This window comes from Porphyromonas loveana (genome assembly GCF_003096695.1).
Lineage (GTDB): Bacteria > Bacteroidota > Bacteroidia > Bacteroidales > Porphyromonadaceae > Porphyromonas > Porphyromonas loveana.
In genome coordinates, this window is sequence record NZ_QEKY01000006.1 from 139,231 (window position 1) to 162,717 (window position 23,487).

The following is a 23,487-nucleotide window of genomic DNA, read 5'->3' on the forward strand; positions in this document are numbered from 1 at the left end:
ACAGAGATCCTACTTTCGCATAGGATTGCTCCATAGCATGACGACGGATAGCGTGCAGACTGACTCAAGCTGCTTGCTATCCGTTTTGTTTTTTACTCATCTCGGCAGTAATATATAATAGGTGTATGAATACAACAGGAAGACTATTCCGGCTGACGACCTTCGGAGAATCGCATGGCGAGGCTGTCGGAGGTGTGATAGATGGTTGTCCCGCCGGCCTCAGCATTGATATGGAAGCTGTAGAGCACGACGTGCAACGTCGCCGTCCGGGCCAATCCACTTATACCTCACCACGGAACGAGAAGGATAGCGTACGCTTCCTCTCTGGTCTGTTTCAGGGGGTGACTACAGGGGCTCCTATCGCCTTTATCATAGAAAATAGAGATGTGCACTCGGAGGACTACGACCATCTGAGCAGGGTGTTCAGACCCGGACATGCTGACTATACGTACTTCTGCAAATATGGCTTTCGCGATCCCCGTGGCGGAGGACGCTCCTCCGCTCGGGAGACGGCGGTCCGCGTCGTGGGAGGAGCAGTGGCCAAACAATTACTCGCTCCTCTGGGCATTGACTGTCGGGCATATACTTCGCAGATAGGATGCGTACAACTGCCCAAGGATCTCTCGGCACGATATAGCAGAGAGATGGTGGAAGCCTCTCCGGTGCGCTGTCCCGACCCGAGCATTTCGGCACAAATGGAGGCCGAGATAGCTGCCGCACAAAGCGCCTGTGACAGCGTGGGAGGGATCATCAATTGCCACATCGGCGGTGTACCTGCCGGCTGGGGAGAACCGATCTATGACAAACTCCATGCAGCTCTCGGCGCGGCCATGCTGAGTATCAATGCGGCCAAAGGAGTAGAGATCGGCGAGGGATTTGCTTTGGCATCCATGCGCGGGTCCGAAGCCAACGACCAGATGACGACAGACGATGCCGACAATATCACCTTCTGCTCCAACCATGCAGGTGGGATAAGCGGGGGCATCAGCACGGGGCAGGACATACATCTGCGCATAGCTTTCAAGCCTACACCGACCATCGGACAGGAACAACAGACGATCAATGAGAACGGAGAAGTAGTGCTGCTCGCTGCGAAAGGCAGACACGACCCATGCGTAGTCCCGCGTGCCGTTCCCGTAGTCGAAGCCATGGCTTGGCTCACATTGGCTGATGCCTTTCTGGCTTCACGCACTGACCGTATCGAATAGCAGTCGGCATTTCGCCCGAAAGTCTTACTTTTGGAAGGTTTCTCCGAAATAGAGTTATCATCGGAAAGAGCAGAAAGCAGCATCGAGTCCGACAAGACAATCAATAATCACAATAAAACTAATAGTAATCCTTATGAAAAGAAAACTCGGTATTTTCTTGGCAGCACTCCTGGGAGCGGTCATCGCTATGCCCAAAGCTGAGGCGTGCACCAATCTGATCGTAGCCAAAGGGGCCTCAACCGATGGCTCTGTCATCGTCAGCTATTCGGCAGACTCTCACACGCTCTATGGCGAACTCTATCACTGGGCTGCTCGCGACTGGGCTGCAGGCACGATGCGCCCCATCATCGAATGGGACACGAACAAACCATTGGGCCACATCCCCGAAGTAGCACATACATATAATGTAGTAGGCAATGTGAACGAACACCAAGTAGCCATTGCCGAGACGACCTGGGGCGGACGCTCTGAACTGGCCGAAAGCGACGGCATCATGGACTATGGCAGTCTGATCTATGTAGCGCTGCAGCGTTCAAAGACGGCTCGCGAAGCCATCGACGTGATGACCAACTTGGTAAAGGAGTATGGCTACCACAGCAGTGGCGAGAGCTTCAGCATCGCCGACAAGAACGAGGTGTGGATCTTGGAAATGATCGGCAAGGGAAAAGGTCGCAAAGGAGCCGTATGGGTAGCTGTGCGCATCCCCGACAATGCCATCAGTGCACATGCCAATCAAGCTCGTATCCAACAGATCGACTTCAAGAGCAAGGATTATCTCTATGCCCCCGATGTTATTTCGTTTGCCCGAGAGATGGGTTACTTCAATGGAGCCGACAAGGACTTCAGCTTCCAAGAAGCTTATAACCCGTACACCGAAGGCGGATTGCGCGGCTGTGAAGCACGTGTGTGGGCGTTCTTCAACAAGTTCAATTCGCAGATGGGCAAGTACGAAGCCTTCATCCGCAATCAGAGCAAGGACAAGATGCCTCTCTACATCATCCCCGATCGCAAGCTCTCAGTGGCCGACGTACGCGACATGATGCGCGACCACTACGAAGGCACATCGCTCTGCATGACCAACGACCCGGGTGCAGGTCCTTACAAAGTGCCTTACCGCTGGCGTCCGATGAGCTTTGAGGTGGACGGCAAGGAGTATGTAAACGAACGTGCCATCGCCACTCAGCAGACAGGATTCGTCTTTGTGGCACAATTGCGCAGCTGGCTGCCCGATGCCATCGGCGGCATCAACTGGTTCGGCGTGGACGATGCCGACATGTCAGTGATGAGTCCCATTTATTGCTCCACAACCTACGTCCCCGAGTGCTTCCGTCAGGGCAATGGAGACATGATGAACTTCTCGTGGACTTCGGCATTCTGGATTCATAACTGGGTAGCCAACATGGCCTACCATCGCTACGACCAGATGATAGCCGACATCCGCCCCGTGCAGCGCGAGCTGGAAGGCAATGCAGAACGCATGGTCGCCATCATTGACAAGGAAGCACAAGCCTTGTATGCCCAAGATCCGGCCAAAGCCATTGCTTTCCTGTCCAACTTCAGCAACGAAACGGCCGAACAAGCAACAGCTCGCTGGAAACGCCTCGGCGAATATCTGATGGTGAAGTACATGGACGGTAACCGCAAGAAGGAAGAAAACCGCCGATTCAAGACCAATGGTTACGGCTTCAGCGCCATGCCCGACTTCCCAGGCTACAGCCAAGAATACTATCGTCAGATAGCCACTTCGGAAGCAGCCGAGCGATTGGAAAAGAAGGAGAAGGAACAACACTAAGTTTATTCCCTATCTTTGCAGCGCAAAACAGAGAGGGCGTGCAGGCCACAAGCCGGACACGCTCCTCTCTAACCAAAAGAGGCTCTGTAGTTCAACGGATAGAATAGTGGTTTCCTAAACCATAGATTCGGGTTCGATTCCCGACGGAGCTACTCCGAACGAATGCCCAAGTGCGCGATCTGCGTGCTTGGGCTTTTTTCTTGTCAGCCCGCACTTTCCTGTCGCATCTACCATTAGTCCGAAAAGAAATCACTAGTGCTTCTTGCAGATTCCACTAGTAGAAACTAACTAAACTAGTATTAGTTTAGTCAAGATCTAATACTTGTATCGGCAGGCACTTCTACAACAAGCCATAATACACCCTATTATATCCGACAGACATGAGCACCGAAGAGGCGCCAAGATGGTGCTTATTCCTATCTTTGCTCACGACAATCGGGACGATACAGTCGTACTCAGCCAACGCGCTCCGACAGAACTTCTTACCTTTGCAGGGAAAGACGTCGAGCCCGAGGCTCCGAAACGCCGAAAAAAGGCATATTAACATCTCAACATATTTAAGAAGGAATGAACGACAAAAAGCTGATGAACAGGGCTGCGGACAATATACGAGTATTGGCCGCTGCGATGGTGGAAAAAGCCAAAAGTGGTCACCCTGGCGGAGCCATGGGCGGAGCAGACTTCGTAAATGTACTCTATTCCGAATACCTCATCTTCGACCCCAAGAACCCGCAATGGGCAGGACGCGACCGCTTCTTCTTGGATCCCGGACACATGTCCCCGATGCTGTATGCACAGCTCGCCATGGTGGACAAATACACGATGGACGACCTCCGTGCATTTCGCCAATGGGGCAGCATCACACCCGGCCACCCCGAAGTTGATGTTCTGCACGGAGTAGAGAACACATCCGGCCCCCTCGGGCAAGGACACACCTACGCTGTCGGAGCAGCCATTGCAGCCAAGTTCTTGGCACACCGTTTCGGATGGATGATGAGCCAGACCATTTATGCCTACATATCCGATGGTGGCATTCAAGAAGAGATTTCACAAGGAGCAGGACGCATCGCCGGTCATTTGGGACTAAACAATCTGATCATGTTCTATGACTCGAACGACGTCCAACTCTCTACCACAGTCCGCGAAGTAGCCAGCGAAGACGTGGCCATGAAATACAAGGCTTGGGGATGGAAAGTAATCGAGATAGACGGCAACGACGCCGACCAAATACGCCAAGCCCTCTCAGAAGCTAAAGCCGAAGCCGAACGCCCCACCCTCATCATCGGGCATACCCTCATGGGCAAAGGAGCAATAGGTGCCGACGGCAGCTCGTATGAGAATAAGGTAAGCACACATGGCCAACCCCTTTCTGCCGCAGGAGCATCGTTCGCAGAGACAGTGAAGCATTTGGGAGGCAACCCCGAAGAACCATTTGCCATCTACCCCGATGTCCAAGAGATGTACGCCGCCCGTCTGGCTGCATTGGAGCAGATCACTGCCGAGCGTCACGAAGAAGAAGAGAAATGGTTCAAAAGCCATCCCGATCTGGCTAGCAAATATCACGCATGGTTCGCAGGTGAAATCCCTTCCATCGACTGGAGCAGCATCGAACAGAAGCCCAACCAAGCCACCCGCTCCGCATCGGCCACTATTCTGGGCAAGTTGGCCGGTGAGGTTGAGAATATGATCGTCACCTCCGCCGACCTCTCCAACTCAGACAAAACCGACGGCTTCCTCAAGAAAACCCATGCCATGAAGAAAGGCGACTTCAGCGGAGCCTTCCTCCAGGTGGGAGTATCGGAACTCACGATGGCCTGCCTCTGTATCGGAATGGCCCTCCACGGAGGAGTGATACCGGCTTGTGGCACCTTCTTTGTATTCTCCGATTATATGAAGCCCGCTGTCCGCATGGCTGCCCTGATGGAACTACCCGTCAAATTCATCTGGACACACGATGCATTCCGCGTGGGCGAAGACGGTCCCACACACGAGCCCGTAGAGCAGGAAGCACAAATACGCCTGATGGAAAAAGTGCACAACCACAACGGCCGACGCTCCATGCTCGTACTCCGTCCCGCCGATGTACAAGAGACTACGGTCGCATGGAAGATGGCTATGGAGAATACCCACACGCCTACTGCCCTTATTCTCTCTCGTCAGAACATCACGGATCTGCCCGCTGCTCACAGCCGATACCAAGAAGCCATGCAAGCAGAAAAAGGAGCCTACATAGTCAATACAGATGAGAATATTGAAGTAGTTCTCTTGGCCAGTGGTTCTGAAGTATCCACATTGGTCGAAGGAGCCGCTCTCTTGCGCCAGCGAGGTGTCAAGTTGCGCATCGTATCCGTTCCGTCCGAAGGTCTCTTCCGTTCACAGAGCGCCGAATATCAGGAAGAAGTATTGCCCACGGGCATCAGACGTTTCGGTCTCACAGCCGGACTGCCTGTCAATCTGGAAGGCCTCGTAGGAGAAAGCGGTGCCGTATGGGGACTGAACTCCTTTGGCTTCTCGGCTCCCTATAAAGTCCTTGACGAGAAACTCGGATTCACCGCAGAGAACGTGTATGAGCAAGTACTGAGCATACTCCACTAAACCACAATAAACACTCGTTGCCCACAAAGAAACCTTTCCCTTCCTGTGGCGAAAGTCTTCTTGTCGGGCAACGATTCTATATCCACTCACACATCGACCCAACAATAATGGAAACAATCGGCATTTGCTGCGACCACGCCGGCTTCGGCCTCAAAGAGCAAGTCAAAGGCTGGCTCGCAGAACGTGGTATCGCAGTGGAAGACTTCGGCTGCCACTCCACCGACAGCGTGGACTATCCGGACTATGCTCACCCGCTAGGGACAGCCATCCAAAGTGGCCAACTGAGCCGCGGTATCTCCATCTGTGGCTCCGGCAATGGCATATCTATGGTGATGAACAAATATCCGGCCGTTCGTGCAGCCCTCTGCTGGAACGTCGAGATTGCACAGCTGGCTCGTCAGCACAACAATGCCAACGTCCTCTCCCTCCCTGCTCGCTTCCTCACCGAAGAGCAGGCACAGGCCATTCTCGCAGCCTATTTGGATACCCCCTTTGAAGGAGGTCGCCATCAGACTCGCATCGACAAAATCCCCATCCGTTAATCATCCCCAACGACAAAAAACATGACACAGAATAGCACCACTATCTCCGGCAAAGCCGTAGTGACAGCCGTAATCGTGATTCTAATTGCTATCGTAGGACTCATGTTCGGCCTGCCCAAGTACAATGTATGGCGTGCCGAGCAGGCCGGTAAGGCCGAGTTTTCCAAGGCCGAACAAAACAGAAGAATCAAAATCGAAGAAGCCAAAGCCAATCTCGAAGCCGAAAAGCTCAACGCCCAAGCTGAAATAGAAAGAGCCAAGGGCGCTGCCGAAGCCATCCGCATCGAGAACAACAGTATCACTCCCACCTACATCCAGTACCTCTGGGTGCGTCAGCAGAACAATCTGAACGATAAGACAGTAATCTACGTACCTACGGAGACCAATCTCCCCCTGTTGGAAGCAGGTCGCATCGGCAACAAAGCCCCTCTATACTAACTGTTCTGGTTTTTCAGACCCCTCGGGCGGCGCATCCTCATGGTTGTGCCGCCTCTTTTATATACATACACCAGACCTCCTCTGTGCTATACTCAACGCCGGCAAAAGGCGCCCCGTAATTGAGTAAAAACTCGCCCCATTTTCATTCTGTTTTGGCACCATTTTGAAAAGATTTATGCGCCATTTCAAAAAACTTTTGGCGCGACTTTGTAATGGAATTTAGCGCCACCATTTATTCAATTCCTGCGCGAAAGAAGAACGGGCGTTAGATTTAATACGAGACGATTGCTTAGGATGCATTTACTGGTGGAATGTGCAACACTGAATAATGCACAATCGTATGGAGATATTATAGTACTTTTGCAGCTATACATATACATAGAGGATGATTGTATCCTCTTGCAAGTAGAGAAAATAGACAAATAGCGATATGATCAAGATTACCTTTCCCGACGGCAGTATCCGCGAATACGAAGCGGGAGTTACCGGTTGGGACATTGCCGGTAGCATCAGTTCTCGTCTCCAACAAGACGTTTTGGCAGCCGGCGTAAACGGACAAACGTGGGATTTGCATCGTCCCATCCATGAAGATGCAGAAGTGAAGCTATACAAATGGGACGATTCCGAAGGCAAGCATGCCTATTGGCATTCCAGTGCTCACTTGATGGCAGAAGCTTTGGAAGAGCTGTATCCGGGCATCAAGTTCGGTATCGGACCAGCCATTGAGAACGGATTCTACTACGACGTAGATCCGGGAGAAGGTGTCTCCATCAAAGATGCCGACCTGCCGACGATAGAGAAAAAGATGCAGGAATTGATCGCTCGCAAAGAGACGATCGTTCGCCGTGACATCACCAAGGATGATGCACTTCGCATGTTCGGCGACAAGAATGACCAATACAAGGTGGAACTCATCAGCGAATTGGCCGATGGTACCATCACAACCTATACGCAGGGCAACTTCACCGACCTCTGTCGCGGCCCTCACCTCCCCAACACGGGCTACATCAAAGCCGTCAAGCTGCTGAGCGTGGCAGGAGCCTACTGGCGCGGTGACGAAAAGAGAAAACAGCTGACTCGTATATATGGTATCACTTTCCCGAAGAAGAAGATGCTCGACGAGTATCTGGAGTTGCTGGAAGAGGCCAAGAAGCGCGACCACCGTAAGATAGGCAAGGAGTTGGAACTCTTCGCTTTCTCTCAGAATGTAGGCGCCGGTCTCCCCCTGTGGCTGCCCCGTGGCACGCAGTTGAGACTGCGACTGGAAGACTTCCTGAAGCAGATCCAAAAGCACTTCGGCTATCAGCAAGTAATCACACCGCATATTGGCAATAAGAACCTCTACATCACTTCAGGGCACTATGCGAAGTACGGGCAAGACTCTTTCCGCCCCATCACTACGCCACAGGAAGGCGAGGAGTTTATGCTTAAGCCGATGAACTGCCCACACCACTGCGAGATATTCAAGGTGACACCTCACTCTTACCGTGACTTGCCAGTACGCTTGGCCGAATTCGGCACGGTGTACCGCTACGAACAGAGTGGCGAGCTCCACGGACTGACTCGCGTCAGAGGTTTCACGCAGGACGATGCCCATCTGTTCTGCCGTCCCGATCAGCTCAAAGAAGAGTTTTGCAAGGTGATGGATATCATCTTCATCATTTTCAAAGCGCTGGACTTTGCCAACTTCGAAGCTCAGATCTCTCTCCGTGACAAGGAGAACCGCGAGAAGTATATCGGTAGCGAGGAGAATTGGGAGCGTGCCGAACGTGCCATCATCGAAGCCTGCGAAGAGAAGGGTCTGCCCGCGGTCATCGAATATGGCGAAGCTGCATTCTATGGCCCCAAGCTCGACTTCATGGTGAAAGATGCTCTCGGACGCCGTTGGCAGTTGGGTACCATTCAGGTGGACTACAACCTGCCCGAACGATTCGACCTCGAATACACCGGTGAGGACAATAAGAAGCATCGTCCGGTTATGATCCACCGTGCACCGTTCGGCTCTATGGAACGATTCGTGGCCGTACTCATCGAGCACACTGCCGGCAAATTCCCGCTTTGGCTTACTCCCGACCAAGTAGTAGTATTACCTGTAAGTGAACGCTACAATGAGTATGCTCACCGTGTGGCCAAGGAACTGAACCGTCGCGACATTCGCGTACAAGTGGATGACCGCAACGAGAAGGTAGGCAGGAAAATACGTGACAACGAACTGAAGCGTATCCCCTATATGCTGATCGTGGGCGAGAACGAAAGCGCAAAAGAAGAAGTATCAGTGCGCAAACAAGGTGAAGGAGATATGGGTATTATGAAAATTACTACCTTTGCCGAGCTTATAGAGAAAGAAGTGGGCGATATGGTCAATGCTTGGCGCAAAGACTATCAAAACTAAAGCTCTCCTCAATAAGCTAACAACTTCTGTAAGAAACAAGGTAATAAACGATTCAAACAAGCATAAAGAGGGGGAGACCTATTATAAAAGGATACGGCTCCTCCCCCATTGAGACATCTTGAATGGCAATTGACAAAACGAAGAATCAACACAGGATCAACGAAGCGATCCGAGTGAAAGAGGTACGCCTCGTAGGGGATAATGTGGAGCAGGGAGTGTACAACATACAGGAAGCGCGACGCATTGCAGAGAACCAAGGCTTAGACCTGGTAGAGATTTCCCCTAATGCTGATCCTCCCGTATGTCGCGTTACCGACTATCAGAAGTTTGTTTATCAGCTGAAGAAAAAGGCCAAAGAACAGAAGGCCAAGTCAGTTAAGATCGTTGTTAAGGAGATCCGGTTCGGCCCTCAAACAGACGATCACGACTACAACTTCAAGCTGAAGCACGCCAAGGAGTTCTTGCAAGAAGGATCCAAGGTGAAGTCCTATGTATTCTTCCGTGGTCGCTCCATCCTTTTCAAAGAACAAGGCGAGGTATTGCTCCTCCGTTTTGCCAACGATTTGGAGGACTACGCACGAGTAGAACAGATGCCCATTTTGGAAGGCAAGCGCATGACTATCATGCTCGCCCCCAAATCGACGACAAAAAAAGGACAGACTCCTCCCAAATCGCAGGCTGAAGCTCCCAAGGCTGCAGTCGCGGAAGAAGATAACGAAGCAGAATAATAAAAAAAGAATCACCGGCCTCCGAGCCATGCAGTATGTGTATGGCCATAGAGATGGGTGTATAATCAAAGTGTTTAATAATAACAGTGTTGGAAAATGCCTAAATTGAAGACTAACTCCGGTGCCAAAAAGAGGTTCGCCCTTACCGGAACAGGTAAAATCAAGCGTAAGCACGCTTTCAAGAGCCACATCTTGACAAAGAAAACGAAGAAACAAAAGCGTAACCTCACCAACTTCACTACGGTGAACAAGGTAGATGAAAACGCCGTAAAGCAACTCCTTTGTCTCAGATAAGAACTCAAAGCGAACTAACAACGATTTTTTTTACAGAGAGGCACGCTCATAGTCAAGTGCTGACGCCACAAAGCCGAAGCCGCTGCCAATCAAAAAAACAATTAGTATTATGCCAAGATCAGTCAATCACGTTGCTTCACGAGCTAAACGCAAAAGAATTCTGAAGCTCACACGCGGGTATTTTGGTGCTCGTAAGAATGTATGGACGGTTGCTAAGAATACGTGGGAGAAAGGTTTGACCTATGCCTACCGCGACCGTAAGAACAAAAAACGCAACTTCCGCGCCCTATGGATTCAGCGTATCAACGCTGCTGCTCGTCTGGAAGGAATGTCTTACTCTCGTCTGATGGGAGCACTCCATGCAAACGGTATCGAAATCAACCGCAAAGTTCTCGCTGACTTAGCGATGAACCATCCCGAAGCTTTCAGAGCTATAGTAGCTAAAGTAAAGAACTAAGACTCTTCTCGTTATCCGAAATCAGGATAACTAACGATAAGGAGGCCGCGCCGTATGAGAATTATGGTGCGGCCTCCTTTTATATCTGATATACTGATCGAGGGGAACAGGAGGATTTGACGTGAAGGACTGGTCTGGTTAGACAAAGGTCTGGACGAATTGGACTACGAGAAGGAGTGCCATTCGCGTTAAACTCCACATCCATTTTTGAGATTGGACACAGGGGCATTACTTGTTTGCAGACAAAAAATGGCCGCTCATACTATCCCACGGAGGGGAATCGTATGAGCGACCATTGCAAAGAGGGTTCCGAATAAGGGAATAGACTATTCTTCCAAGAGGATTTCCAGCACCTTGGCTGCCGAATAAGCGACCGGAGTACCAGGACCAAAGATGGCTGCTACACCTGCATTATAGAGGAACTCGTAGTCCTGCGCAGGGATAACGCCACCGGCTGTCACGAGGATGTCGGGGCGGCCGAGCTTTTCTAGTTCAGCAATAACCTGAGGAATCAAGGTCTTATGACCTGCCGCCAGAGAGGAAACGCCCATGACATGCACGTCGTTTTCGACAGCTTGGCGAGCTGCCTCTTCCGGAGTCTGGAACAAAGGACCCATATCCACATCGAAGCCACAGTCGGCATAGCCTGTAGCTACCACCTTGGCTCCGCGATCATGTCCGTCCTGACCCATTTTGGCTATCATGATACGTGGCTGACGACCTTCTTTCTTCGCAAACTGTTCGGCCAATTCCTTGGCATGAGTGAAGTCTTTGTCTTCTCCTGATTCTGATGAGTACACGCCTGAAATAGTTCTGATTACTGCTTTATATCTTCCTACAATCGTTTCGCACGCATCGGAGATTTCTCCCAATGATGCACGTAGTCCGGCCGCTTTCACGGCGAGGTCAAGGAGGTTACCCTCTCCTGTCTCCACACACTTGGTGATAGCTGCCAACGCTTCCTTCACGGCAGATTCGTCGCGGTGAGCACGCAGTTCTCCGAGACGCTCGATCTGCTGATTGCGCACGGCTGTATTGTCAATCTCTAAAATATCAATGGGATCTTCCTTCGGCAAACGATACTTGTTCACACCTACGATAACCTGCTGATGCGAGTCGATACGAGCCTGCGTACGTGCTGCAGCTTCTTCGATACGCAGTTTGGGAAGACCGGTCTCAATGGCCTTAGCCATTCCACCCATCTCCTGAACTTCTTGGATCAGCGTCCAAGCCTTGTGCACGAGTTCGTTGGTCAAGCTTTCTACATAGTATGAGCCTCCCCAAGGATCGATCTCCTTGCACACGAGCGTCTCTTCCTGGATATAAATCTGCGTATTACGAGCAATACGAGCCGAGAAGTCGGTGGGCAAAGCAATAGCTTCGTCCAAAGCATTGGTGTGCAGAGACTGCGTATGTCCCAATGCAGCGGCCATAGCTTCGATACAGGTACGTCCCACGTTGTTGAACGGATCTTGCTCTGTCAACGACCAACCAGAGGTCTGGCAGTGCGTACGCAGAGCCAACGACTTGGGATTCTTCGCGCCGAAGCTCTTGACGATTTTGGCCCAAAGGAGACGTGCAGCACGCATCTTGGCAATCTCCATGAAGTGGTTCACGCCGATAGCCCAGAAGAAAGAAAGACGGGGGGCGAATGCATCTACGTCAATGCCAGCATCGATACCGGCCTTGAGGTACTGCATACCGTCCGCCAACGTGTAAGCCATCTCGATGTCGGCGGTAGCACCTGCCTCCTGCATATGGTAGCCGGAGATAGATATCGAGTTGAACTTGGGCATATTCTGCGAGGTGTACTCGAAGATGTCGGCAATAATCCGCATGGAGAATTCGGGCGGATAGATATAAGTGTTACGTACCATGAACTCCTTGAGGATGTCGTTCTGGATGGTCCCTGCCATCTCTTCGAGCTTGGCACCTTGCTCCAAACCTGCATTGATGTAGAAAGCCAATACGGGAAGAACGGCACCGTTCATCGTCATGGACACGGACATTTTGTTCAGAGGAATACCGTCGAAGAGAACCTTCATGTCCTCCAATGAGCAGATGGATACGCCGGCCTTACCCACGTCGCCCACCACACGAGAGTGGTCGGCATCGTAGCCGCGGTGAGTAGCCAAGTCGAAAGCTACCGACAGACCCTTTTGGCCGGAAGCCAAGTTGCGACGGTAGAAAGCATTGGACTCTTCGGCCGTAGAAAACCCGGCATACTGACGGATAGTCCACGGACGCATGGGATACATACCGCTATAGGGTCCTCTGAGGAAAGGAGGCAAACCGGACACATAGTCGAGGTGCTCCATACCTTCGAGGTCATCCTTGGTATAGACGGGTTTCACCATGATTTGCTCCGGTGTACGCCAATCGGCTGCAATGCCTTGCTCTGCTGCCCAGCTTGTGGCATCCTGAGCCACAAAACCGGCAGACTTGATATTGATGTCTTTATAATTAGGTTTCATCTTTTGATTCTGTTGCTTGTGGATGGATATTAGCGGATGCCAAACTTATCATTGAACGCGCGGAGAGTTTCCAGCACGTTCGATTTCACGTGTATGTAGTTCTTGATACCCTTGGCTTCGAGCTCCGGTGTACAAGCGGGAGCACCTGCCACCACAAACTCAGCGCGACCAGCGAGATACTCGAATGCTGCAGGAGCATACTCGGCATACTCGTCGTCGCTGGAGCAGAGCACCACGATGTCGGCTTTGGCAGCAAGGGCCGCGTCCACGCCTTCCTCTACGGTCTTGAAGCCCAAGTTGTCAATGAGTTTATATCCTGCGCAGGCAAAGAAATTGCAGGAGAACTGTGAGCGAGCCAGGCGCATGGCCAGATTGCCGATGGTGAGCATGAAGACTACAGGCGTCTTGCCACTCTTCTCTGTGGAGAGACGCAATGCCTCAAATTCCGATGCACCGCGACTGAAGTCGAGCGGCTCAATGGACTTGACGCAACCACATTCATGTTCGCCGCCGTCGAGCGTGATCTTGCTGCCGGCCACTTCCGTAAAGTTGGGGAACTGATTGGTGCCGAGGAAAATCTCGCGACGTGTAGCCACAGACTGGTGACGCTTCTTGTTGCTCGCATTGACGGCAGCCTGAACCATACCGGCTTCGGCAGCCTGTGTGAAGCCTCCGGCCTCTTCGACAGAGAGGAAGAGCTTCCATGCTTCGGCGGCGATGGAGTCAGTCAGCGTCTCGATGTAGTAAGAACCCGCAGAGGGGTCGATAACCTTGTCGAAGTGGCATTCTTCTTTGAGGAGAAGCTGCTGATTGCGGGCGATACGCTCCGAGAAGTCATCGCTATGTTGGTAAGTAACATCGAAGGGCTGCACCGTGATAGAGTCCACGCCACCGATGGCAGCAGACATAGCTTCGGTCTGTGTACGAAGCAGGTTCACGTGAGCATCGAATATGGACTTGTTCCAGAAAGAAGTCGTAGCATGCTGGTGAATCTTGGCCGTTTCGTTCTTGTATTGGTCTCCATAGGAGCCTACAATCTCAGCCCACAGCCAGCGGGCAGCACGGAATTTGGCAATCTCCATGAAATAGTTGGAGCCGATGCCAAAGTTGAATTTGATACGCGAGGCGATTTCTTCCGGCTTATAACCTGCATCGGTCATCTTGTCAAGGAATTCAGCACCCCAGGCGAGGGCATAACCCAGCTCCTGCGTGATGAATGCTCCCGCGTCGGAGAGATTACAAGCATTGACATTGAGCACACGGAAAGCCGGCAATCCTTTGGCAGCTTCCATAACCTCAGCAGCCATCTTCACCCAGTCAGGGTGGGACACACCGCGCACGAGCTGCTTCTTGAAGGGGTCGTAGCTCACAGAGCCTCGACACTTGGTCACATCGGCACCCACACTATTGAAATAAGCGGCGATGAGAGGGAGCAATTCGGCTGCTCGTGTGATGCAGCAGCTAAAGTTCAGTTCCACAGCCGTAGGCTCTATCCCCTTGAGCAGAGCAGCCAAAGCCTCAGCGTTGATGTGAATTTTCTTCAAAGAGAAACCCAACGAATCAACACCCTTGTTGAGCAGGTCAAGAGCTTTTTCGTTGGCTTCTGCCACGTTCTCACCGACTACAATGTCTTGGCGCACAAGCCACTCATTGTTCATTCGGGTCGAACGCACATAAGGATATTCGTTGGGCAGAGACGTAGTCGTCTTCAGCTCCTGAATGTCCTCTCTGCGATAGAACGGATTGACGTCGAAACCTTCGTTCGTTCGCCAAATAAGCCGCTTCTCGAATGAGGCGCCTTTGAGGTCGGCCGTGATCTTTTCTACCCAGGCTTCTGCCGATATGGGCGGAAACTCCGAGAAGAGCTTTTGTTTTTCTTTTGCCATAATTTTGAAAGAGTGAATATTGTGATTCTATTTTGTACCGACTGTCTTCCTTGTCGTAACTAACAAAAGTAAGCTATTTTACCTGTATGTTGTACAAACAATGGCACAGATTCCACTTTCGAGTGCAGGACATTGCTTGGATAAACTCCTATTTTTATTCATGTGACATCACCCTCATCCCCCAAAAGTACCGCGGTGGGAGTTTGGCACAAGGAGCTTGCACAAAGGGAAAGATGGCTGTCTTTTCTTCCGGAAACGCGCCACAAACCGGCAGAAATATGCCCCGTATTCAAGTGAAAACTCGCGCCATTTTCATTTCGTTTTGGCGTCATTTCAGAAAAATTTATGCGCCAAATCGAAAAATTTTTGGTGCGAGTTTGGGATAAGATTTGGCGCCATAGCTTCTTCGCTTTCAGCGCAAGAAATAAAGTGAGAGGGGAGGTCAGAGCAGTCAGAGACACAATGGAGCGGTCAGACTATTCGGACGGATAAAAGACACTGCCCCGCCGAAGCATATCTTCGACGAGGCAGTAATGTCAGGAGCGTAAGAGCTGATGGCTATGATTCGGGCGTGGTGCGCTCCACCTTGATGCCCTCGGGACGATAGCCTGCAGGGATATCTTCGGGGTGAAGCGTCACATGGTTACCGTCGCGATGAGCAAAGTAGTGGGGAGACATGATCTCTATACCGTGAGCGCTACACACATCCTGCATATTGGCATACACCTCGGAGTAAACGCCGGCTTGGGCATTGGCCTCATGGGTGTAAACGCAAAGGTGATACTCCACGGAGAAGTCTCCCAGCGACTTCTGCCAAACGAATGGCTTGGGAGTCTGCTGTACCCGACTGCTGCGTTGGGCAGCCTCGATGAGAGCCGCCTCCACTTTCTGCCAAGGCACATCGTAACCGATGGTCACGGGCAGGGTCAGGATAAGTCCGGGATCGTGTGAGAAGGTGCTGTAGTTCACCGTATTGTTAGAGAGTATGGACGAATTGGGAATAGTAATTTCTTCGTTCGTCACGGTTTTAAGACGTGTCACGAGGAGAGTTTTTTCGATGACGTCGCCCGAAATATCCCCGATCTTGATCCGATCACCTATCTTAAATGGGCGCATGTAGGTGATCACCAATCCGGCAACGATATTAGAGATCGCAGAAGACGAGCCGAAGGAAACGAGAATACCGAGGAAAACTGAGACTCCCTTGAACACCTCCGACTCCGATCCTGGCAGATAGGGAAAGATAATGATCAGACCGAAAGCATAGATCAGCGTCCGCAGAATAGCGAAAGTCGGGTGTGCCCAGTCGGCATGAAAGCCGTTGATCTTCAATTTTCCCTGTTCAATTTCCGTGAAAATGTATCGAATAGCGCGCAAGAGGTAACGTATCACAAGGCAAATGACGATGACCGTTGCCAACTTGGGCAGGTATTGCCAGAATGAACTGGAGATCTTTTTGAGCGGAGTAAGGAACAGGTCGAAAATGGCTTCTGACCAACCACGAGTGAAAGGAAAGATGCTGAAGATGATGGGAACCACGAGGAAAAGCAGGAGGATAATCATGAGCCACCGCAGGATGTTGAGCGCACGGACCAAGAGCATACCGGCCTGTTCGGCATTGATGAAGGTATAGTCTTTGTAGTGGAAGCTCCGGAACCAATGTTGTTTCTTCTCATTGATATGCGTGGATATGCGACGGAACAGTCGCCTGATGCCGAAAATCATGAATGAGATAACTACGATAACCAATATCATCAGGCCGATGCGTAAGAGCATACGAGAGAAGCTATTTTCCTGACGGGCATGACGTATCGACTCAGCTATGCGACCTCTATAGTCTTCGGCAAGCTTTTGCACGGAGGTATTATCCCACAGCGCATCGTCCTCACGTATGCTCATGACAACGAAATCGCCATACATGATGTCCGAGAAAGTGTCATGATGATAGACGGACAACGAGTCAGGATTCATGAAATCATCCTCATACAACTTAGCAATCCGTTCGGACACAGCCTCAGCTCGTTCACGAGGCATATAAGAACCGATCCGAGTGTATATCACCATGACCGTATCTTGTAGGGCACCCAGCACTGGCCAACCCACTGCCTTGCTCCGCATGGATTCGATCTCGGCTTTACGCTTGAGGTTGCGCTGCTCCTCCTTTTGTTTGAGAGCTTCGATCTCTCGAAGAATGTCCTCCTTCTTTAGATTGTCTGTGGTCTTGAGCGTTGCCAACTGCTGCATGAGAGCCTCGCGGTTGATCGAATCGGCCCGCCGCACAGAGTCCGTCTCGTGGAGACGACGCTGGAAGTCTGCGAGGAGTTGTCTGTTGACAGAATCTTGTTTGATAGCGACCTCTTCTGCTGCGATCTCCTGCTGCGATGCAGCTTCTTTCTGGGCGTAGCTTGACGTCGAGAGAAAGAAGGCAAGAAGGAGTAACGGGAAAATTCTAACAAGAGACATAGGATTTGGGCTTTTTTGAGCTGTTAGGAGATACGACCAACGCTTTGGATATGTTTGTTCTGGCGCAGTCGGTGACAGATCTTCAGCAGGTCGTCTGCATTGTGTACGAGCAAATGAATTTGCCCGTCGAATATACCGTCCTTGGCCGTGAGCTGAATGTGCTTGATACCCACGTTGAAGTCCTCCGTTATCACTTGGGAAACAGCCGTGAGAATACCGGTGGAATCAATCCCTTTGAGAGCCAACTTGGCTTCGAATGAGGTGTTGCCGTGATGTCCCCATTTGGTCGAAAGGATACGATTACCGAAGCTACTCTTCAGACGCATCGCAATGGGACACGAACGCTTGTGCACCACGACCGTGTTATCATCGTTGATAAAGCCGAAGGCATCGTCCCCCGGAATAGGCTGGCAACACTCGGCTATCTGGTAGTTACGGGAGTGTTCATTCTCTTCCAACACATAGGTTTGCTTGAGATCGAAGGTACGTTTTTCACCCTCCCCGGGCATCTTGGTCGGCTGCACAGGTGCTTTATTATTACGTCCCGGACGCAAAGCAGATCGCAAGGCTCGCATCAAAAAGTTACCGCTGTGCTCCCCTTGCACGAGTTTGCGGAAGTTTTCGGGCAGCGTGACGGCACCTGTTCCCACAGCATAGAAGAAAGATTCGCGATTAAGGAAGCCAAAGTAGGCAGCTATCCTGTCAAGAAGCTCCGCAGAGACCATCGGTTCGGATGTGCGAATAATACTTAGGACTCGTTCTTCTCCCTGGGTGATCAGCTCGCGACGCTTGCGACGCAAGAATGAATCGATCTTGGACTTAGCCTTGGCGGTAGTAACGTAACGTAGCCACTCCTCGGCAGGTTGTTGATTTTTACTCGACAACACTTCCACCTGATCGCCACTGGCTAGCACATAACTCAGGGGAACAAGCTTGTGATTTACCTTGGCTCCGATGCATCGGTCGCCAAGATCCGAGTGAAGCGAGTAAGCAAAGTCGAGTGCTGTGGCTCCTTGAGGCAAGCGCTTGATCTCCCCTTTGGGCGTGAATACCATCACTTCATTGGAGAAGAGGTTGAGCTTGATCATATCCAAGAAATCAAGCGCGTTGGGATTGGGGTTCTCCAAAATCTCTTGGATGGTGCTGAGCCACTTGTCCAACTCCGAATCCTCCTCCACCGTATCGCCCTTGTACTTCCAATGCGCGGCAAATCCTTTCTCGGCAATGTCGTCCATGCGCCTGCTGCGTATCTGCACCTCCACCCACTCTCCGTCAGGCCCCATAACTGTCAAGTGGAGTGCTTGGTAACCGTTGCTCTTGGGATTGCTCACCCAGTCGCGGATGCGGTCGGGACGATTGCGATAAATATCAGTAATAGCCGAGTATATCTCCCAACAACGATTCTTATCCGCCACTTCGGGAGAGGATTCGAAAATAATGCGGACGGCGAAGAGGTCGTATATTTCCTCGAAGGGAACCCCCTTCTTCTCCATCTTTTTCCAAATAGAGTACACAGACTTCACCCGTGCCTTCATCTCGTACAAGAGCCCCATCGGCACGAATCGCTCCCGAAGGGGAGCTGTAAAGTGATCGAATAGCTCCTGTCTGTGCTGTTCGGTAATGCGTATTTTCTCCTTGATGGACTCATATTCTTGCGGATGCTCGTACTTGAAACTGAGGTCCTCTAACTCCGTCTTGATGGCAAATAGCCCCAGACGGTGAGCCAACGGGGCATAGACGTACTGTGTCTCACCGGTTATCTTCAGCTGCTTGGCAGGAAGCATAGAGCCAAGTGTGCGCATATTGTGCAGGCGGTCGGCAATCTTGATGAGAATGACGCGTATATCGTCGTTCATCGTGAGGATGAGCTTGCGGAAATTCTCCGCCTGAGCAGAAGCCGTACTGAAGACTTCGCCCGAGATTTTTGTCAGACCGTCAACAATCTGTGCGACCTTGTCGCCGAACATATCGCGCAGATCCTCAACTGTATACTCGGTATCCTCCACCACATCATGGAGCAGTGCGCAACAAATGGATGTGGACCCAAGTCCCATCTCTGAGCACACAATGCGTGCCACCGCAATAGGATGCATGATGTACGGCTCGCCGCTACGACGCTTGGCTCCGGCATGGGCATCCTTGGCAAGGCGGAAAGCCTTGTCGATGCGCTCCACCTTGCGTCGGTGGTTGGAGTTCAGATAGTCTTGTATCAGGAGTGAGTACTCATGCTGTATGAGCGCCTCATCATCTAAGGGTGTATGATCCTGAGGTGTAACGGAAAGCGCAATTGTATGGGGATCTTCTTTTGTATTCATTTCTATTCATTATCGTCTGTAAATACAAATATATAGAAAAGTAAGATGTGCTCTCCTCCCTACGCCATTCGGCTCGGACAAAGGACTATCGCAGGCCCCGCGAAAAGGTTGTTCATGTCACGGACTCAGTCTCTCCATCGCCTATTCTGCATCCTCTCTCGCGAGGATAAAAAGCCGTTCGTCCTTCGATGACAAGGATCGTATGCGTGCGGAGGTTCCACTTCATCGGATGGCTACGGACAACTCAATAAAGAGCACCCACAAGTATAGAAGAAAGGTGCAAACCAATACTTACTTGATTTGCACCCTTCGCAGTGGAGCTGGAGGGAATTGAACCCTCGTCCAAACATGGAATCAATATGCTTTCTACATGTTTAGTTTCACTTAAGGTTTTCGAGAGCGAGCGAAGGCTGAAACGACCCGATGCCCACTCCTTATCTTCCGCTTGATTTAACCGCAGACAGGAAGCTATCCCGCGGCGATTCCCGATTTATTAGCACCGCACTATCGAGCTGCTTCGGAACAAGAGCTACTCGGGCGATGTCTCGTCGCTGCCACTTTGGCGGCGATGAAGCGTTGATCTACTATACTTCGATCACGCAGCGAGAGCGTAATTATTTTCGCCAATTAAAATTTTGATGTCTGAGATTATAGTGCAAGCCACCTACGCACTACATGCTTACATACCGCTTCATCACGCTGTCAAAGCCGGTCAGCCCCGATTGTGTGGATCGGTATCCGCGACAAAAATAGTAGAAATTGCGGACATATTACACTTCGTCTCCCTCCCCGACGTACTATTAACATTGCTCAATCTGTCGAAAAAACGAGCATGTCCCCGCCATCTCAAGAGACTAATACGCTAGCATAAAAAAGCTCACATACGTATTAAGACCTTTCTCGTGCGTAGTTGCCGAAAAAACTCACGCCATTTCAAAATCTTTTTGGCGCCATTTCAGAAAAATTTATGCGCCAAATCGGAAAACTTTTGGCGCGATCTTCTATATGTTTTTGGCTCCATATTTTCGCCTTTATTGGCTCATTGTTTCGCAAAACAACCCATCGCACCCGTCCACTGCCTCTCTCCATCTTTCAGCTCCTGTCCGAAACAATAAAGAGGCCATACCGGAACCTTCATTCCGATATGGCCTCTTTATTGTTTGTTGCTACAACTTAGTTGTCCGTGTACGTCATACTATAAACCCCGATCCGCGCCGTCTTGTCCTTGGTACCAAGCTTAAGTTTCACACCTGCTGGGAAAAGGAAGTTGTTTAACCGAATCGTATAGGCCGTACTACCAGAACCTCCCAACTGGCGCTTTACAGGGAGAAGAACCAAAACAAGGTCTTTGCTGATATAAGGCTTTCCATTAGCATCCTTCTCTGTATTGTTCTTAATGTGCTCCATCAGCAGACGACTAATATTACTAAACTTATACTCTCGCGAGCTAATGTTATAAGTTGAAGACAAGAATGCTGTCTTGGGCTGAGATAGCTCTGTTTGTTCTTCTTCAAAAAAGCTCTTCACCGAGTCTTGCGGCAAAAGCAAAAGATAGGGAGGAGGACTGAGGACAAGCCCCTCAGCAGGTTTTTCTGCTGTGACATTGAACTGAGCCTCACCAATCTGCCAAGCCAAATTGGAAGAAAGAGTGGATGTATAGGCGTCTGTAAATTGCTCCTTGCTAATAGTCAGTTGCGTCATCACACCGGCTGGACTCTTCACACAAGCAAGCGAATCATTTGGCACAAGAAGATGTGCGATCTGCGAATTCTTGACATGATTCACCTGATAGGATTCACTCGTATTTACAAAAGTCTCAGTTGCGGTCTGAGTAGAGTCTGCCGTCACCCGATAGGTATAATAAACAGCCATCTGCGTGTTATATACGTTGAGGACAACTCCCGTACCCGTTGTGGTGGTGATGTATAAACCTCCGAACACATTATTGTAAAAACTCTCCTGTGTATCAAACACACTCGGGTTGTTTACAGAAAGATCGTATATCTTCTGCCCGATATCTTTGGGCAACGGGACTCGAACACGATGGAAGGCGGAGTCATTACCGGCTCGAAATGCTTGAGAGGCAATGATCTGTGTCTCGTCCAAAAGTGAAGCAAGCTCCTGTGTCGTATAATGAGACTCGGGAATAGCCTTATTGATCTTGTATACCGAAACTTTCATGAGAGCCGTAGAATCGCCAACCCATGCATCATAATTGATGCTCAACTTAACAGAATCTATACGGCCGTTGATCGGTTGGTATTTGAACTTGAAGTTCCGAGGGCTCTTGAGCTGCATGATATAGTCTGCCTTCAGATCGCCATATTCGGGATCCGTAATATCACCCAACAAGGTGAAGTTAGTACGGTTATATATGTCGCCCATTTCGATAGTTTTGACCGAAAACTCTAGCGTATCGACCTTGGCTGACACAGGATCCGAACCGGGCTGAATACTTTCTCCGATCGGAGACAAATCATCATTACAGCCCACCATGAAGAGGGCTGTAAATGCAAGGATGAGAAGAAACAATCTCTTCATATTGTTGTATCGTTGGATTTGCTTTACGATGTGGTTATTAACGCAGATGCAGGCTTCCCTATTGTTCTATAAGAAGGAATTGTAGGCACCTGAATTCAATGGGCTTCCAAGAGGGTGTTGTAGAAGTTATCGAAAGCTTCATCGTAGTTTTCTGTACCTTGGTATGGCAGGAAAGGCTTGTCCTTGAGAGATGAGATACATTCGGTGAGCTCCGGCGCTATAGTCTCCGAACCTTGAACCACTCCATCCGAATAATGAATTGCCAAACGATTGAGTGCCAGATAATCAACAGCATTGCCCATTACGGCTATATCTTCTCCACTTATCTTATCAAACTCAAGTTTGCTAAAAAGCGTTTCGGGCATAGTTCCTTGTCCGGCATCGTTATAAACGGAATAAACCACCTTAGCCTTCTGGAAACACGGGTCATCAGCATACATTTTCTTCAAATACAATGCTGCCAAAGTGGTAAACCATCCGTGACAATGGATCACATCCGGTATCCACCGTAGCTTCTTAATAGCCTCCAAAGCCCCGCGAACAAAGAAAATGGCACGTTCGTCATTGTCATTCTCTTGCTTAGGTTTGATATCATACATGGTCTTCCGCTTGAAAAAGTCATCATTATCAATAAAATAAACCTGCATACGAGCCGATTGAATGGATGCCACCTTGATGATAAGCGGATGATCATTATCGTTAATGATCATATTGATCCCCGAAAGGCGTATCACTTCGTGCAACTGATTGCGACGCTCATTGATGATACCATAACGTGGCATAAATATGCGCACCTCGTTGCCACGCTCCTGAATGTACTGAGGCAGGTTGCGCGACAAGACCGAAATATCCGTTTCCGGCAGATAGGGGAAAATCTCTTGAGATATGTAAAGAATTTTTTTGGAATCCATTCTCTTTCTGTCATCTACGTTTCATGCAAAGATACGAAAAATATACACCCCATAAGTTTAATCACCTCATATCTCTCTCATTTTCTGCACAAAAAACACCTCCACATTACAGATACAAGGACGATATTTTACACAAATTCGGCTCCATTCCCCTACTTATTAATGAACAAACACTCCTCACCAAGTAAAATTAATAGGTAAAAACAGCCAAAAGATATTTCTCAAACAAGAATCTTCAGAAAGGGGATCTCCAAGAACAAGGTCTAAAACCAGATGTCCTTTTGGAGCTTTGAAAGTACATAATCAGAGCTATTCTCTGGAAAACAGGCGACAAATCAGTAAAATTACGCCTCGGGATTGAGCAAAAAGTCGGGCGATTTGTGTTTCGTTTTGGCGCCATTTCTCCATGATTGATGCGCCGTTTTCTTTTCCCTTTGGCGCGACTTTGCAT

15 protein-coding genes, 1 tRNA gene and 1 other RNA gene are annotated in these 23,487 nt (G+C 50.2%); 10 read left to right on the plus strand and 7 right to left on the minus strand.

Annotation, left to right across the window (positions count from 1 at the left end; genetic code table 11):
* Positions 1 to 125: 125 nt before the first annotated feature.
* The 10 genes from aroC to rplT all read left to right on the plus strand — a co-directional run bounded on the left by aroC (position 126) and on the right by rplT (position 10,446).
* Positions 126 to 1,208 (plus strand): chorismate synthase, encoded by a 1,083-nt coding sequence (gene aroC / locus C7382_RS04760; protein WP_116679169.1) that lies wholly within the window; start codon positions 126 to 128, stop codon positions 1,206 to 1,208.
* A gap of 133 nt (positions 1,209 to 1,341) precedes the next feature.
* Entirely contained in the window at positions 1,342 to 3,000 is a 1,659-nt protein-coding gene (locus C7382_RS04765) for a dipeptidase (protein ID WP_116679170.1), read from the plus strand.
* 80 nt (positions 3,001 to 3,080) lie between these two features.
* Positions 3,081 to 3,152 (plus strand) — tRNA-Arg (locus C7382_RS04770).
* Between the two features lie 415 nt (positions 3,153 to 3,567).
* Positions 3,568 to 5,595, plus strand: coding sequence for a transketolase family protein (locus C7382_RS04775; protein WP_116679171.1), 2,028 nt, complete (start codon positions 3,568 to 3,570; stop codon positions 5,593 to 5,595).
* 107 nt (positions 5,596 to 5,702) lie between these two features.
* A complete protein-coding gene (gene rpiB, locus C7382_RS04780; RefSeq protein WP_116679172.1) occupies positions 5,703 to 6,137 on the plus strand; it encodes a ribose 5-phosphate isomerase B in 435 nt (144 codons plus the stop codon).
* 102 nt (positions 6,138 to 6,239) lie between these two features.
* Positions 6,240 to 6,575, plus strand: a complete 336-nt coding sequence (locus C7382_RS04785; RefSeq protein ID WP_116679191.1) for a flotillin family protein — start codon at positions 6,240 to 6,242, stop codon at positions 6,573 to 6,575.
* A 430-nt stretch (positions 6,576 to 7,005) separates the two neighbouring features.
* Positions 7,006 to 8,967 carry a threonine--tRNA ligase gene (gene thrS, locus C7382_RS04790; RefSeq protein WP_116679173.1) on the plus strand — a complete coding sequence of 654 codons (1,962 nt, stop codon included), beginning with the start codon at positions 7,006 to 7,008 and terminating at the stop codon, positions 8,965 to 8,967.
* 122 nt (positions 8,968 to 9,089) lie between these two features.
* Positions 9,090 to 9,695, plus strand: a complete 606-nt coding sequence (gene infC, locus C7382_RS04795; RefSeq protein WP_116679174.1) for a translation initiation factor IF-3 — start codon at positions 9,090 to 9,092, stop codon at positions 9,693 to 9,695.
* A gap of 96 nt (positions 9,696 to 9,791) precedes the next feature.
* Positions 9,792 to 9,989, plus strand: coding sequence for a 50S ribosomal protein L35 (gene rpmI, locus C7382_RS04800; RefSeq protein ID WP_116679175.1), 198 nt, complete (start codon positions 9,792 to 9,794; stop codon positions 9,987 to 9,989).
* A 109-nt stretch (positions 9,990 to 10,098) separates the two neighbouring features.
* A complete protein-coding gene (gene rplT, locus C7382_RS04805; protein WP_012457918.1) occupies positions 10,099 to 10,446 on the plus strand; it encodes a 50S ribosomal protein L20 in 348 nt (115 codons plus the stop codon).
* 326 nt (positions 10,447 to 10,772) lie between these two features.
* Here the strand turns inward: rplT and scpA are convergent, their stop codons facing one another.
* The 7 genes from scpA to C7382_RS04845 all read right to left on the minus strand — a co-directional run bounded on the left by scpA (position 10,773) and on the right by C7382_RS04845 (position 23,036).
* Positions 10,773 to 12,920: a methylmalonyl-CoA mutase gene (scpA, locus tag C7382_RS04810; protein ID WP_116679176.1), complete on the minus strand. Its 2,148-nt coding sequence runs from the start codon at positions 12,918 to 12,920 to the stop codon at positions 10,773 to 10,775.
* A 29-nt stretch (positions 12,921 to 12,949) separates the two neighbouring features.
* Complete coding sequence (gene mutA / locus C7382_RS04815) at positions 12,950 to 14,806, minus strand: methylmalonyl-CoA mutase small subunit (RefSeq protein WP_116679177.1); 1,857 nt, start codon at positions 14,804 to 14,806, stop codon at positions 12,950 to 12,952.
* 558 nt (positions 14,807 to 15,364) lie between these two features.
* Positions 15,365 to 17,269 carry a mechanosensitive ion channel family protein gene (locus C7382_RS04825; protein WP_116679179.1) on the minus strand — a complete coding sequence of 635 codons (1,905 nt, stop codon included), beginning with the start codon at positions 17,267 to 17,269 and terminating at the stop codon, positions 15,365 to 15,367.
* Positions 17,270 to 17,292: 23 nt separating this feature from the next.
* Positions 17,293 to 19,584 (minus strand): RelA/SpoT family protein, encoded by a 2,292-nt coding sequence (locus C7382_RS04830; protein WP_116679180.1) that lies wholly within the window; start codon positions 19,582 to 19,584, stop codon positions 17,293 to 17,295.
* Positions 19,585 to 19,896: 312 nt separating this feature from the next.
* Positions 19,897 to 20,304, minus strand: a transfer-messenger RNA (tmRNA) gene (ssrA, locus tag C7382_RS04835).
* Between the two features lie 453 nt (positions 20,305 to 20,757).
* A complete protein-coding gene (locus tag C7382_RS04840; RefSeq protein WP_116679181.1) occupies positions 20,758 to 22,125 on the minus strand; it encodes a DUF4270 domain-containing protein in 1,368 nt (455 codons plus the stop codon).
* 95 nt (positions 22,126 to 22,220) lie between these two features.
* Positions 22,221 to 23,036 carry a glycogen/starch synthase gene (locus C7382_RS04845; protein ID WP_116679182.1) on the minus strand — a complete coding sequence of 272 codons (816 nt, stop codon included), beginning with the start codon at positions 23,034 to 23,036 and terminating at the stop codon, positions 22,221 to 22,223.
* Positions 23,037 to 23,487: the final 451 nt, after the last annotated feature.